General features: G+C 57.1%; 8 protein-coding genes. 3 read left to right on the forward strand and 5 right to left on the reverse strand.

From position 1 onward, the window contains the following. The 3 genes from ACWUI2_RS08600 to ACWUI2_RS08610 all read right to left on the reverse strand — a co-directional run bounded on the left by ACWUI2_RS08600 (position 1) and on the right by ACWUI2_RS08610 (position 3,420). Positions 1–1,266: an AGE family epimerase/isomerase gene (locus ACWUI2_RS08600; RefSeq protein ID WP_486982445.1), complete on the reverse strand. Its 1,266-nt coding sequence runs from the start codon at positions 1,264–1,266 to the stop codon at positions 1–3. A 7-nt stretch (positions 1,267–1,273) separates the two neighbouring features. Continuing rightward, the gene (locus ACWUI2_RS08605) at positions 1,274–2,041 is read right to left on the reverse strand and encodes a type II secretion system protein (protein WP_486982446.1); all 768 of its coding nucleotides are present in this window, start codon (positions 2,039–2,041) and stop codon (positions 1,274–1,276) included. Positions 2,042–2,151: 110 nt separating this feature from the next. Further along, positions 2,152–3,420 (reverse strand): sulfatase family protein, encoded by a 1,269-nt coding sequence (locus tag ACWUI2_RS08610; RefSeq protein ID WP_486982447.1) that lies wholly within the window; start codon positions 3,418–3,420, stop codon positions 2,152–2,154. 126 nt (positions 3,421–3,546) lie between these two features. Here ACWUI2_RS08610 and hepB (ACWUI2_RS08615) point away from each other — a divergent pair, with 126 nt between their 5' ends. From hepB (ACWUI2_RS08615) to hepB (ACWUI2_RS08625), 3 genes are read left to right on the forward strand one after another with little or no spacing between them, the layout of a single operon-like run. Beyond that, on the forward strand, positions 3,547–6,525 hold the full coding sequence (gene hepB, locus ACWUI2_RS08615; RefSeq protein WP_486982448.1) for a heparin/heparin-sulfate lyase HepB: 2,979 nt from the start codon (positions 3,547–3,549) through the stop codon (positions 6,523–6,525). Position 6,526: 1 nt separating this feature from the next. After that, on the forward strand, positions 6,527–7,324 hold the full coding sequence (locus ACWUI2_RS08620) for an SGNH/GDSL hydrolase family protein (RefSeq protein ID WP_486982449.1): 798 nt from the start codon (positions 6,527–6,529) through the stop codon (positions 7,322–7,324). A 50-nt stretch (positions 7,325–7,374) separates the two neighbouring features. Further along, on the forward strand, positions 7,375–11,460 hold the full coding sequence (hepB, locus tag ACWUI2_RS08625; protein WP_486982450.1) for a heparin/heparin-sulfate lyase HepB: 4,086 nt from the start codon (positions 7,375–7,377) through the stop codon (positions 11,458–11,460). 10 nt (positions 11,461–11,470) lie between these two features. On the opposite strand, the gene ACWUI2_RS08630 is transcribed toward hepB (ACWUI2_RS08625), so the two are convergent. Together ACWUI2_RS08630 and ACWUI2_RS08635 are read right to left on the reverse strand one after the other, a co-directional pair. After that, positions 11,471–12,487, reverse strand: a complete 1,017-nt coding sequence (locus ACWUI2_RS08630; RefSeq protein ID WP_486982451.1) for a hypothetical protein — start codon at positions 12,485–12,487, stop codon at positions 11,471–11,473. Next, positions 12,484–12,678 carry a hypothetical protein gene (locus ACWUI2_RS08635; RefSeq protein ID WP_486982452.1) on the reverse strand — a complete coding sequence of 65 codons (195 nt, stop codon included), beginning with the start codon at positions 12,676–12,678 and terminating at the stop codon, positions 12,484–12,486. Before ACWUI2_RS08635 ends, ACWUI2_RS08630 begins: the two co-directional genes overlap by 4 nt. Positions 12,679–13,086 lie beyond the last annotated feature (408 nt).

The raw sequence follows: 13,086 nt of genomic DNA on the forward strand, positions 1-13,086 counted from the left end.
TTATTTTTTTTCAAACGTCTGCCGACTGGAGTCGGCCCCTCCAGTCGGCCGCGGTTCTTCCAGGCGTTGCCAGCAATACCATTGCATGCGCGGAAGGTGGAAACACCCTTTGAACATGGTGCCCTTCACGCGGGATGAGAGGCTCCCGTCGCGATGCAGATAGCCGAACCATTCTCCGTGGTCGGGGTCGGGAAAGTGGGCGTAACTCCAATCGTAAAGTTTGCTTAGCCAGTCGGCGAATCGCTCGCTTCCGGTCATCTTCCATGCGAGCAGGGCGGCGATAATCGCTTCCGTATGCGGCCACCAGAATTTCATGTCGTGCCAATACTCGGTGCAGGGGAGGCGACGGGCATCGCGGAAATAATAGATTCCTCCGTATTCGGAATCCCAACCCAATTGCAAGGACCAGTCAATGATACGGGTTCCGAGTGCCACCAGGTCGGGCGCACCGTCGCGGAGCCGTGCCTCTTCGAGGATGAACCAGCCCGCTTCCAGGGAGTGTCCCGGATTCACGCATCTTCCTTCGAGTGTGTCGTAGAATTCGCCCATTGGCCCGGTCGTCTCCAGCAGACATTCGAATTCCGGCTTGAGAAAATCCCTTTGGATTTCGCGGATGCAAGAATCAATCAATTCCTGGCAGAGCGGGTGGTTGCTGCATTTTCGAAGTTCCTGGGCGGTGACCAGCAGAATCATGGGAGTCGCGAGACCCTTCTGGGGGCGGGTTTCCGGGTTTACCTTGGGTTCGAGCACCCCTGGGGTGTCCTGGAATTTCAGGGTGTTCTCCAGCAGCGCTTCGGCCTGTCTGACATATCGTTCTTGCCCTGATGCCCTGCCGAATGAGGCAAAAGCGATTATCGCGAAGCATTCGGAGAAGACGTATCTGCGTTTCCTCAACGGTCGTCCGTCGCGGGTGACGGAAAAGAACATCCTGCCGTCGGTGTCAAAACAATACTGGTTAAGAAACTCGATGCCGGACCGGGCGGCTTCGAGCCATTCGGGTCGTCGTTCGACGGTTGAATACACGGTCGACAACATCCAGGCCATGCGTCCTTGGAACCAGACCGACTTGTCGTTTTGCAGGAGGGTTCCGTCCTGGTCGAAGCAGGTAAAATATCCACCGTGGTCCTTGTCGACCGAACGGGGAAACCAGAAGGGGAGCGTGTCGTGCAAGAGACCGTCGCGGAATCGGTCGCGGAGTTGACCACGGAAGGAAACAGGATCGGAGCCGCCGGACGTGGTTCCGGGTGAAAAACCGGCGTTGGGCATGGAGCTGTTATTGAAGGTGCGGATAATCGGCCGCGACTCCCGAAAGGATCCGGATCCGGTCGACCCAACTGGCCGCTTTGTTCATTTGTTCGAAGGTGTAGGTGCTCACGCTGCCGTTGAGATGGACGGCCGTGCACAATCGTCCGTTGAATCCGCTCCGGTCGACAAGGTTGGCGGTGGTCATGTCGGAGAAAATGACGGTCCCATGGTGGGCTTGGGCATTGTCGACGCGGTCGTTCCATAAACCGTTGCCCGCTCCGCCCCGTGGAGGATCGCCGCCATCCAGGGCGGGAAGGGAGTAGTAAATGTATCCCATGATCATGGTGTTGCTGTTGTGTCGTGCGAATTCGTTCGGGGCTCGCTCGTCGTCGAGGCGCGGAGTGAATGGGCCGTAAAAGGCATCGGGGCCGGGCAGATAGTCGGTATGACCCGTTCCCCCGTCCCATTGGGTGCTGATCAACCGACGGGGACCGGAATCGGCGTTCAACCACGGGCCGGTGGTGTGGAGGTCGCCACCCCCGGCATAAGTGGTCTCGGGAAGCTTCCCGCCGTTGTCGTTGGCATAGATCAAGCATGCCATTCCCAGTTCCCGGATGATCGCGATGTTCTGGGATTGGCGAGCGGATTGACGGACGGTGCCGACAACCGGAATCAGGATCGCGGCGAGAATACCGATGATTGCGATGACAGTTAGCAGTTCGATCAAGGTGAAGGCGGAGGTCCGGGAGAAGACCATCCGTCGCGGATGGCGAGGGTAAAGAAGGTCGTGGTTCATACGGAAAATTTGAACATCGGCAATCACGGCGTCAAGGCGCGTGACCGATCCTTAAACTCAAAACTGTAACGCTTTTGACCACAGGTCGGCAGGCGTGGGAGCCTTGGCGGTCACATTGGGGTCAGAATCGCTCCGGGAGGCGGGTTCACCGGACCGTCGAGAATCGGGTCTTCTGTTTCCTTCATCCAATTGGTCAGGGAATCCCTCAGCTCCCTGAGAATGTCACTGCATACGGGATCTTCGGCTCGGTTATTATTCTCAAAAGGATCGAAAAAAAGGTCGTAGAGTCCTTCCAGCGGAAGGTCTCGGTCGGCCAACCCGGAATCCAGGAAGAACTCCTTGCTGGGGCCGGCATCGATGTCGGACGGGACCGGCTTTTTTGACGCTTCAAAGCGGCGAACATATTTCCAGCGTTTCGTTCGAACGCAGCGCTGCGGATCGTAAAGAACGTGGAAATTGACCTCGGCGAAGATCCGGTCGCGGATTTCCCGAGCTTTTCCCTGGACGATTGGCGCGATGGATACGCCTTGGAGCCAATCCGGCCGATGAATGTCGGCGCATTCGCAAAGGGTCGGGAAAATGTCGATCTGCGATACCAGGGCATCGACGACTTTGCCCCCTCCGAAACCGTTGGGGCCACGGACGATTAAGGAGACGCCGAGGCCACCGTCGGTGACATTGCATTTCATCAGGGGGAACGCCATGCCATGATCGGTGGTGAAAATCACGATGGTTTCTCCGGCCAATCCGGTATTTTCGAGTGCGGCCAAAACGATTCCGATCGATCGATCGAGCAACTCGACGGATCCGTGAAAGTCCGCCATGTCCTGGCGAAGGGCCGGAGTGTCGGGATAACCCGGTAAAGGCTGGCAATAGCGCGGATCACATGAAGCGGGACGGAGGGGGAAGGGGCGATGGGTTTCAAAGAACCCCACGCTCAGAAAGAAAGGTTGATCGTGGGCCGGTCGTTGGAGGTAGCGGGCGGCGGCCTCCGCCACTCCTTCGGCCGGTCCGCGACGGCAGACGATTTCCTCGTAGCCGCCGGCCTCCATATCCGGCCGGGGGGCTTCGTGTTGCACGCCGGCCAGGGCGGTCCGGTAGCCATGGCGTCGAAGGTAGGGGGCCAGGTGTTGGTTGAGATCATTCAGTCGGAATCCGCGGTGGGTCAGGCCGATCAAACCATTGCAATGTGGATACATGCCGGTGAGCAACGCTCCGCGGCTCGGCGAGCAAGTTGGCGAGGCCGTGAAAGCCTGGCGGAAAAGCACGCCCTCTTCGGCCAGTTGCTGCAGACGTGGGGTCGCCACCGGAAAACCATACGGTTGGAGAAACCGGCCGGTGTCATGGGAATGAAGGTAGAGAATGTTTGGCTTTTCCATGTGTCCCATTCAATCGAGGCCGGGGGCGGAGTCACGCCATCCCCTCGAAAGCGTTACAGTTTTGGCGGTTGATCGTTGGCTTGGCGGTTGACCCGATTTCGGGGGACCGGATAAAAACAACGGATCATGACGCTTCTGAAGTCCCTTCTGTGTGCCACCCTATTTTCCGGAATTTCAACTTCCGGTCTTTTGGGAGACCGACTTATCGCGCATTATCCATTTGATTCGCCGGAGAATCTCGGCCGGGACATCTCGGGCAATGGATTGCACCTTCTTCCCTACGATATCGAACCGCAATTCGTCGCGGATGAAGCGGGCGGGGCTGCGAGTTTCGACGGTTCCACGCAAGGCTTTATCACTCCCCGCGGCTATTTCCCGGACGGATCCTTTACGATTGCGACTTGGATCAAGACCGAACGCCCTACGCCATCGATGATTTTCCGGCCGTTGCGTAATTCCAGCGGCTTCGGACTTTCGATGGCATGGGCGGCGCCGGAGTATTCGTTTGCCACATACAACCGGCGGTCCCAGAGCAATGCCCGCCCGAGGGCGAATGTCCGCGACGGGGAATGGCATCACCTGAGCGTGGTTTTTGAGAGCCGGGGGAGGGGCGAGGGAGACGGCGAGCACGTCGGGGACGTCCGATTTTACCTGAATGGAATTCTGATGGGAATCGAGAGCGGGGTTGTTTATCTCGCGGAACACGAAAACCAGCAGTGTATCGGGCGAAGGGCCAACGACGCCTTTCAAGGAAGGATTCGTGATTATCGATTGTATCGGGGAGTGATTGAAAAGATGGAAATAGAAAAACTAGCGGGTGTGGAAAGAACGTTGGGCGAAGAGGCGGAGAGAAATCCTCCCTTGGAATGGAAAACTGTCGACGGAGTCTCGATTCCGATTCCCCCGAAGGAGCGGCCGCGACTTTACCTGCGGAGTGCGCATATTGCGGATCTCGAGCGGCGTATGTCGGATCCGATTCTTAGCCAGGTTTGGCAGGAATTGATCCGTATGAGCGAGGACGTATTGCCGGAGGATGCGCCGCGTGATTGGCGGTATTATTTGGAACAGCGCGGAGATTCGGTTCAGGCGGAGATCGATGCCCTCCGTTATTTGATGAGCGGAGATCGGGAGGAGGGAAGGGCTGCGATCAAGACAGCGTTACAATTGATGCAAGACACGGTATATCCTCCCGAACTCGGCGATATCGCCCGCGCATCCGGACGTCTGATGGTGACCGGAGCGATAGTTTACGACTGGTGTTATGACTTGCTGACCGCCGGTGAAAAAGAGGCCTTCGTCGAGGAATTTGTTCGCTTGGCCAAGACATTGGAATGCGGGTATCCGCCGGTGAGGCAAAGCTCGGTGGTCGGTCACTCTTCGGAATGGATGATTCTGAGGGATCTGATCTCAGCGGCGATCGCGATTTACGACGAATTTCCCGAGATGTACGAACTGACCGCGGGCCGAATCTTCCGGGAACATGTGCCGGTGCGAAATTGGTTTTACCCCGGGCACACGTATCACCAGGGGCCGAATTACGATCGGGTTCGCATGGCGCCCGATCTTTATGCGACCTGGATCTTCGATCGGATGGGAGCCGGCAACATCTTCCATCCCGACCAGCGACACTTGGTTCATTCCTTTTTCTATCGACGTCGTCCTGATGGACAATTCCTGGCCAGTGGCGACCATAACCCCACCAGCGGCGCGCCCCAGGTCGTCGGCGCGGCGGCGATGTTGTCCGCAGGATATTATCAGGATGAATACAGTAATTATGAGTTCGTGAAACGTCCGAGGCTCGCCAGCCATGAACGGATCTTTGAGTTCCTTTGGCGGGACACGCTGCTGGATGCTCGCAATTACCGGGAACTTCCTTTGACTCGTTATTTCGGTTTTCCGTTTGGGTGGATGATCGCTCGAACCGATTGGGGGGACAGTGGTGTCATCGCAGAATTCAAGGTCAATGTTTACAACTTCCTCAATCATCAGCATCAGGATGCGGGAGCGTTCCAGATCTATCACAAGGGGCCGTTGGCGATTGACTCGGGCATCTACACCGGGACTTCCGGCAACGGCATGCAATACAACAGCCCGCATAACAAGAACTACTTTAAACGGACGATCGCCCATAACAGCCTTTTGATCTTCGATCCCGACGAAGTCTTCGAGTCGCACAACTACGGCGGGGCGCATCGCACGCCGTTTGCCGACAACGACGGAGGCCAGCGTTTGCCGGGCGATGGATGGAGGGGACCCCGGACGCTGGAGGAAATGCTGAACAAGGACTACAAGACCGGCGAGGTTCTCGGGCATGGGTTTGGTCCCGATGGGATGGCTCCGGATTACTCCTATTTGAAAGGCGATATCACCGAAGCCTACAGTGACAAAGTGGAGAAGGTCGTCCGCTCCTTTGTGTTCCTGAATTTGAAAAACGATGAAGTTCCGGCGGCCTTCGTTGTATTTGACCGGGTCGTTTCAAGGAATCCGGAGTTTCAGAAATATTGGCTCTTGCACAGCATCGAGGAGCCGGAAATCGAAGGACGGGTGACGACGATTACGCGGACCAAAAACGACGACCGGGGGAAATTAGTGAACCATACTCTTTTGCCGGAAGTCGAGAATGCCGTGCTGACTCCGATCGGGGGCCCGGGCAAGGAGTTTTGGGTTTTCGGGACCAACTACGAGAACGAGCCGACCCGGAGTCCCGATGTCGCGAACGAGCGGGGGGCGTGGCGGGTTGAACTAACTCCCCGGCATCCTGCCAAGGAAGATTATTTCCTGAACGTCATGCAAGTGATGGACCGGGATCAGACAGAACTCCTGGAAGTGGAGAAATTGACTGGAACCGGTGTCACGGCGGTCCGGGTTGCGGATCGAGTGGTGGTATTCGGGGCGACGGCGGAAGTGATCGACGAAAAGGCCGCCCTCATTTTGGAAGGGCGGGAGACGACCTATAAGGTCTTGTTTACCGATCTCAAGGAAGGCTATTGGCAAGTCCGAATCAATGGTGAGGTTCACCTCGACGATCTTCCTGTCGGTGAATCGGATCGGCTACTTTATTTCGAAGCACCCTCTGGCGAAATAACCCTGATTAGAAAGAAATAACATGCATACTTTTACCCGATGGTTCGTGGCGGCGCTGGTCGTTTTCCCAGCCCTGTACGTCGCGCCGGTAGCGATGGAGGGGCAGGAACTCACCCGGGAGGAACGGATTCGCCAGGCGGATGAATTTCTTGAGGGCAAGCCTTCGGAAGAAGCGGAATGGTACCGGTCGATCCGTTGGAATTTGCGGATGAACGAAGCCATGACTTACGTCCGGGACGATCCCGCTCTTCCGAGGATTCTTCTGATCGGGGATTCGATTTCGATCGGTTACACGCTTCCGGTCAGGGAAATGCTGGCGGGGGAAGCCAACGTTCACAGGATTCCGGCGAACGGAGGCGAATCGGCGCGGGGGATTCAGTTTCTTGACCAATGGCTCGGTGACGGCAATTGGGCGGTGATTCATTTCAATTTCGGTATCCATGATTTGAAACACATCAAGGACGGCAGATGGGACCTGGAGGGTGAACCGGTGAGCAACTCCGAGATTTATGCCGAGAATCTCACTGAATTGGTCCGTCGGCTTCGCGAGACCGGGGCGAAATTGATTTGGGCCAACACCACTCATATCCCTGAAGAGGCGCCCGGTGTTCCCGCCCACGGAGAGATTGAACTTAATCGGATCGCGCACGCTATCATGATCGAAAATGGAGTTGCGATCAACGATTTGCATGCCCATTTGGAGAAACGGTTGCGGGAGTTTCAGAAACGAGGAGACGTCCATTTTTCCGCGGCCGGGTCGCGCTATCTGGCGAAATCGGTGGTCGAGCATATACGGGCGGCACTGAAATCGCCCGAATGAGAAGCATTGGCCGCGAGGTCAATGCGGCTCCGAAATACAAAGGATCAGCCATGAAGAAATTATCTGGAGCCGCCCTCGCGGTTGTTCTGTTGTCGCTGGCATGGGGGACGCGCCTGGTTGCGGCCGAAGACCAGACCGTCGTCTTCCGTCAGGGGGCGGAGGATTTCACCGGGACGCCTTACGTCGGCACGAGTTCGCTCCTGATGCGACGAGCCAACCCCGAAACCAATTGGGGTAAGGCGAACACGTTGATCATCGGAAGGGATTATTTGTCCCTCTTGCGTTTCGATCTCTCCCATCTGGAGGGAATGGTCGGAACGGTGAAGTCGGCCTCTCTGAAACTTCATTTCGCCGCCAACACAGATGGCGCCCCGATCCCTTTCAGCCTTTATCGGGTGGCCGTCGCCAACGCGAATTGGATACCAGGGGAACGATCGGGATCGCTGGCGCACCCCGGCGAACCGGCGGCGGCGTTCAAGGCCAAGGGGGAGCCGGGCCAATCGGACACGCCCTGGGCCAGCGGTGGGATTTTCGGGGTGGACGCGGGCGACTATGGCGGATTGGTCGCGACTGGTGAGTGGGTGCCGTCGTCGGCGATTCAGCCGATCACTCTCGAACTGCCGCCGGAAGTGGTCTGGGAGTGGATCAACGGAGACGATCCGAACGCCGGCCTTTTTTTCCGGACGGTGGCCGACTGGGAGGGAAACCCGAGAACTTTTTATTCATCGAATTACGGATCGGCGGGGGCGAGTGTCCGGCCTGAGTTGACGATCGTGTATTCAGAAACCGTTCCGGAACCGGCGGAACCCGAACCGCCGATCACCGACTGGACGGAGGTGAATGGCGTCCCGATCCCGGTTCCACCACCGGGTCGTCCCAGATTGTTCCTGCGGGATGTCCACCTCCCGGAACTGGCCCAACGAATGAACGACCCGGAGCTCTCCCGGGTATGGGCGGAGCTCAACGAACGGAGTCAAAACGAGGATGGAGGATTCGATCCCGGAACCTGGCGCTATTACCTCGACCAACGCGGCACGGCGGTGCGGGTGGAATTAGATTCCTTGTTGTATCTCATCCACGGGGACCAGGCGGTCGGTCGCAGCGCGGTGGATGCGGCGTTGACTCTCTTGCAGGAAACCGAATACCCGACAGACGTCGGCGACATTGCGCGGGCCGCCGGTCGCCGGATGGTGACGGGGGCGATCGTGTATGATTGGTGTTACGATCTTTTGACGGAAAGCGAAAAGCAAGGCTTCATCGCCGAATTGGTGCGATTGGCCCAAAGCCTCGAATCCGGATATCCGCCGACCCGTGGAAGTTCGGTGGTCGGCCACGTTTCGGAATGGATGTTGATGAGGGATATGTTGTCCGCAGGCATTGCCATTTACGATGAATACCCCGACATGTACGAGCGGGTTTCCGTTCGCCTCCTGGGGGAACATGTGCCCGTGCGAAATTGGTTCTATCCCGGTCGGGCCTATCATCAAGGCCTGAACTACGATCGGGTGAGATTGGCGGCCGATCTTTACACGACATGGATTTACGACCGGATGGGGGCCGGCAACGTCTTCGACGAGAATCAACAACACATACCGTATACGTTCATCTACCGCAGGCGTCCAGACGGCCAAGTCCTGCCCTCCGGAGATTTTAGTCCCCGCCGCGACAGACGTTTTGGCATGGGGATGGCGGCGATGCTCGCCGCCAATTATTACCAGGATGAATACGTCAACTTCGAGTACCTGGCCCAACCGTCGATTGAAAGCCATGACAAACTGTTCGAGTTTCTCTGGAGGGATACAAGCCTGGGAGTCCGGGTGCCGACGGATCTTCCCTTGACTCAATACTCGGGATTCCCGTTTGGGTGGATGGTGGCGCGAACGGGATGGGGCGGGGATAGCGTCATCGCCGAAATGAAAGTGAACGCTTATAATTTCTTGAACCACCAGCACCTGGACGGCGGATCATTCCAGATTTTTCATCAAGGCCCGCTCGCGATTGATTCCGGGGTGTACAACGGATCCTCGGGGGATGGGGCGCAATACAACAGTCCGCACAACAAAAATTACGCCAAGCGGACCATCGCGCACAACAGTCTCCTTGTTTACGATCCCGACGAGTTGTTTCCCTCGCACAGCTATGGCGGGGCGCATCGGACCGATTACGTGGACAACGATGGAGGGCAACGCACGCCGGGGGATGGTTGGAGGGCTCCCATGAATCTGGATGATTTGTTGAATTTGGATTACAAGACCGGTGAAATCCTTGCCCATGGTTTCGGCCCGGATTTCCTGGAGCCGGAATATAGTTACCTGAAAGGGGACATTACCGACGCTTACAGTGACAAGGTGAGCGAAGTTCGACGCGCATTCGTCTTCCTGAATTTCAAAGACGCGGAAATTCCGGCGGCCTTGATCGTGCATGATAAAGTTGTATCAACAAATCCTGACTTCAAGAAATACTGGTTGTTGCACAGTATCGAGGAGCCGGAAATCGCCGGACCGGTGACGACCATTCGCCGGACGAAAGACGGAGATCGAGGGAAACTGGTGAATTTCACCTTGAAACCGGAGCCAGACAATTTGGAGATCGTGCCGGTCGGCGGTCCGGGAAAGGAGTTTTGGGTATTCGGGACGAACTACGAAAACGAACCGGGCATTCCGGACCCGGCCAACGAACGGGGAGAATGGCGAATCGAGGTCTCACCCGTGCTTCCAAAGGAGGAGAATTATTTCCTGAATGTATTGCAGGTCATGGACCGTGATCAGGAGAACCTCCTCGGGGTCGATCTGAACGATTTCGAACGGGTGACCCTGGTAGAGGTTGGTGAATGGAGCGTCGGATTCAGCCGGGATTCCCGTTGGATCGACGATCCGGTGGAGTTTCAGGTGACCGGCCCGGATGACCGGAAGATTTTGTTGACCGATTTGAGTCCTGGCCGATGGGAAGTGCGGAAGGACGGGGTTTCGCATGTAAGCTTGAGCGAAGTGAAGGAAGGGGAAGGGACGTTGTTCTTCAGCGGACCGGCTGGAAATTATCGCGTGCAAAAGGTGGTGCCGGTTACCCGCACCTTTGTCTTCCAGGACGGAACGGCCGACTTCAGAGGGGACACGTATTCGGGCACGGATTCCACTTTCCTCAGGAATGGAGCCCCCGAGATCAACTGGGGTGCCGCGGTGAATCTGATTTTTGGTCGCGATTACAAGACCCTTCTCCGGTTCGACCTGTCGTCGCTCGAAGGTTTGGAAGGGATTCAGGAAGCGACTTTGACGCTGACCCATCGGCCCAGGACCGGGAATTCGGAGATCGCAGCGACCGTCCATATCCTTGCCCGGGAAAATGCCGGATGGATTCCGGGCGGGGGAAATAACCACCCGGCGGCTCCGGGCGAACCCGCCCCGGACTTTTGGGCGCGGGGGATGCCGGGCGAAGCGGATTTCCCCTGGGGCAGTGGAGGCCGGTTTGGTCAGACTCCGGGCGACTATGATCCCGAGCCGGCGGGGGAGTTCACGTGGTATCCCGGCGATGCGATCCGGCATTCGGAGATCGCTCTTCCTCCGGAGATCGTTATGGAGTGGATTCAAAATCCGGGTACGAATGCGGGGTTGGTCTTGAGATCGCGGGAAAGCCTGCCGGATGGATGGACCGGCGACACCGGAGATTTTTATTCGGATAATCAAGGGGTGATTGAAGCGCGGCCGAAACTCACGATAGTCGGGTGGGGCTTGTCGGGAATTTCATTTTTGGAATGGGCGGTGGCTGAAGGCATTCCAGCGGAAAGGCGGGATCCCTTGGACTATCCGGCAGGGGATGGTATTTCGAATCTCATGAAGTTCGCACTTGGTCTTCCGGCGATGGAGGTATCCGTGGCCGGAATGCCGGTGGCGACGATGACCGAAACAGGGGGCGGGAAGGCTATCGCTCTCCAATTTCGACGACCCTTCGGGCGGGCAGGGGTGGAGTTCCGCTTGGAGCGATCACAGGATTTGGAGAACTGGCAGGAGGTCGATTCGGTCTTTGAGATTCTCGAAGAGTTGCCGGATGGCGTGCAACTCGTTCGGATGGTGGATCCGGAGGAAATAGCGTCTGCCGAGCGTCGGTTTCTCCGTTTGGTGGTCGAACTGAATCAACTTTGAAAGCATTCGTTCACTCATACCAAATCGGGCTGAACCAAGCGACCTGGCCATCCGATTGCCGTAAGCGAAGGTAGAGGAAGTCATGTGCATCAGAGCTTCGTTCAAAATCCATTTCGAGATGACAGGTGAACTCGTTTTCGGGAACGGCCCGATGCACCTTGATGACCGGGGAATCGAATCCGTCGACATATTCCGCAACCGAACCGGATAGCAGCTCCGCGAGACTCAGTTTCAATTGGTGAGTTCCGGTGTCGATTCGGAGAACCGTCTCCATGGTCCCGTCAATCTCCAAAACGACATTGTGAGGTCCCCCCGCATCAAAATGGATACCTCCCATCCCGCCAGCTGGATTCGGAATCGTCCGGCAAGTCCATTGTACGGCTCGATCATCAGCACCCATAATTCGGTTCGCAGGCTCATCGTCCCGGTTGGGTTGGCCAGCTGGACCGGAAAAGGGCGTGGCTTTGATCAGGCGACCGTGGAGAACCGCTGCCTCCACGTTCCAGGTTGACGGATTGATCCCCCGCCCCCATCCCATTTCGATCCTAATCTTACAGCGACCGAAAAGCGGGCGGAATCGACGATCGGAAACCGGCAATGGTGGCACCCGCCAGCTTCCCCCGGCTCCTTCAATGAGGTCAAGCTGATCGATCGTGTCCGTTCCTTCAAGTTCGATCCTAAGTGGGAGGATTGGACGGTGGCGGACGATCTGCCCAATGCCCGCGCCGTCCAAGGTCATGAGACCGATGATGTTCGCGCCCGTGGAGGCGATGGTGCGTGGAGCCCGGAGGGCGTCCCAAAGACTCCGACGGTCCAGCCGATCAGCGATGACGCCGACCCTGCCGTGGCCATAGTGGCCCGGAAAGCCGTCGTGACTGTCTGTGCTGGCATAGAATCCGAAACGGTGTCCTGCGGCCAAACCATATCTTGCCGTCGACAGCCCGACTCGTGGACCCATGCTGTGATGGTATTCGTAAGGCGAATCGTCGACCGCGCTGGATCCATGATTCGAATAGATCTCGATCAAGGGCGACCGGTGGAATCGAAGCAGTCCCAATTCGCGCCGCGAAATTCTTGTCGGTAGCCGATGTGGTGGGGCAACAGGATCGTTTCGCGGCCCGCATCTTTCAGTCGTCGGTGAATCGCGGCCGGGTCGGGACCGTCGAACAAGGGAAGTTGGCTGGTGCTCGAGTAGCAATTGTGATCTCCGAATTTCATGGAATGCCATTCGTAACTGGGGAAGGTGACGAATTTCCCCGGAGATCCATCGGCATGTCCGGCCAAAAGCGTGGCCGGTGACCGAGCAAAAGTCGAGATGCTGCCGGGCGTTGTCCACGGTTCGGAAAGCGGTTCCCGATCCGTAACTGACGGCGCAGTGATTGTGTAAATCTCCCCAGTAGACAGGCATGGCAAACAAGTAACTTAAGTGATGATGGCAAGGATGGGGACACGTGCGACTCCCTACGACGGCTGAGAGTGACGACCCGCGGTGCTTCGATCAAGAAGGCTGGAGGGGACGGTGCCTGAAAACTGTAACCGAACAGAGAGGCGACCCGAAACAAATCCGATGGATTTGAAAAATGGATACGATCACATCATGCGAACCGGGAGACGGTGAAAGCGTTA

It is taken from the genome of Verruconatronum alginivorum (assembly GCF_056590205.1).

Bases quoted from the DNA above. Each gene is read 5' to 3' on its own strand.
- ACWUI2_RS08600 (WP_486982445.1), bottom strand. From the start codon at position 1,266: ATGCCCAACGCCGGTTTTTCACCCGGAACCACGTCCGGCGGCTCCGAT.
- ACWUI2_RS08605 (WP_486982446.1), bottom strand. From the start codon at position 2,041: ATGAACCACGACCTTCTTTACCCTCGCCATCCGCGACGGATGGTCTTC.
- ACWUI2_RS08610 (WP_486982447.1), bottom strand. From the start codon at position 3,420: ATGGAAAAGCCAAACATTCTCTACCTTCATTCCCATGACACCGGCCGG.
- hepB (WP_486982448.1), top strand. From the start codon at position 3,547: ATGACGCTTCTGAAGTCCCTTCTGTGTGCCACCCTATTTTCCGGAATT.
- ACWUI2_RS08620 (WP_486982449.1), top strand. From the start codon at position 6,527: ATGCATACTTTTACCCGATGGTTCGTGGCGGCGCTGGTCGTTTTCCCA.
- hepB (WP_486982450.1), top strand. From the start codon at position 7,375: ATGAAGAAATTATCTGGAGCCGCCCTCGCGGTTGTTCTGTTGTCGCTG.
- ACWUI2_RS08635 (WP_486982452.1), bottom strand. From the start codon at position 12,678: ATGAAATTCGGAGATCACAATTGCTACTCGAGCACCAGCCAACTTCCC.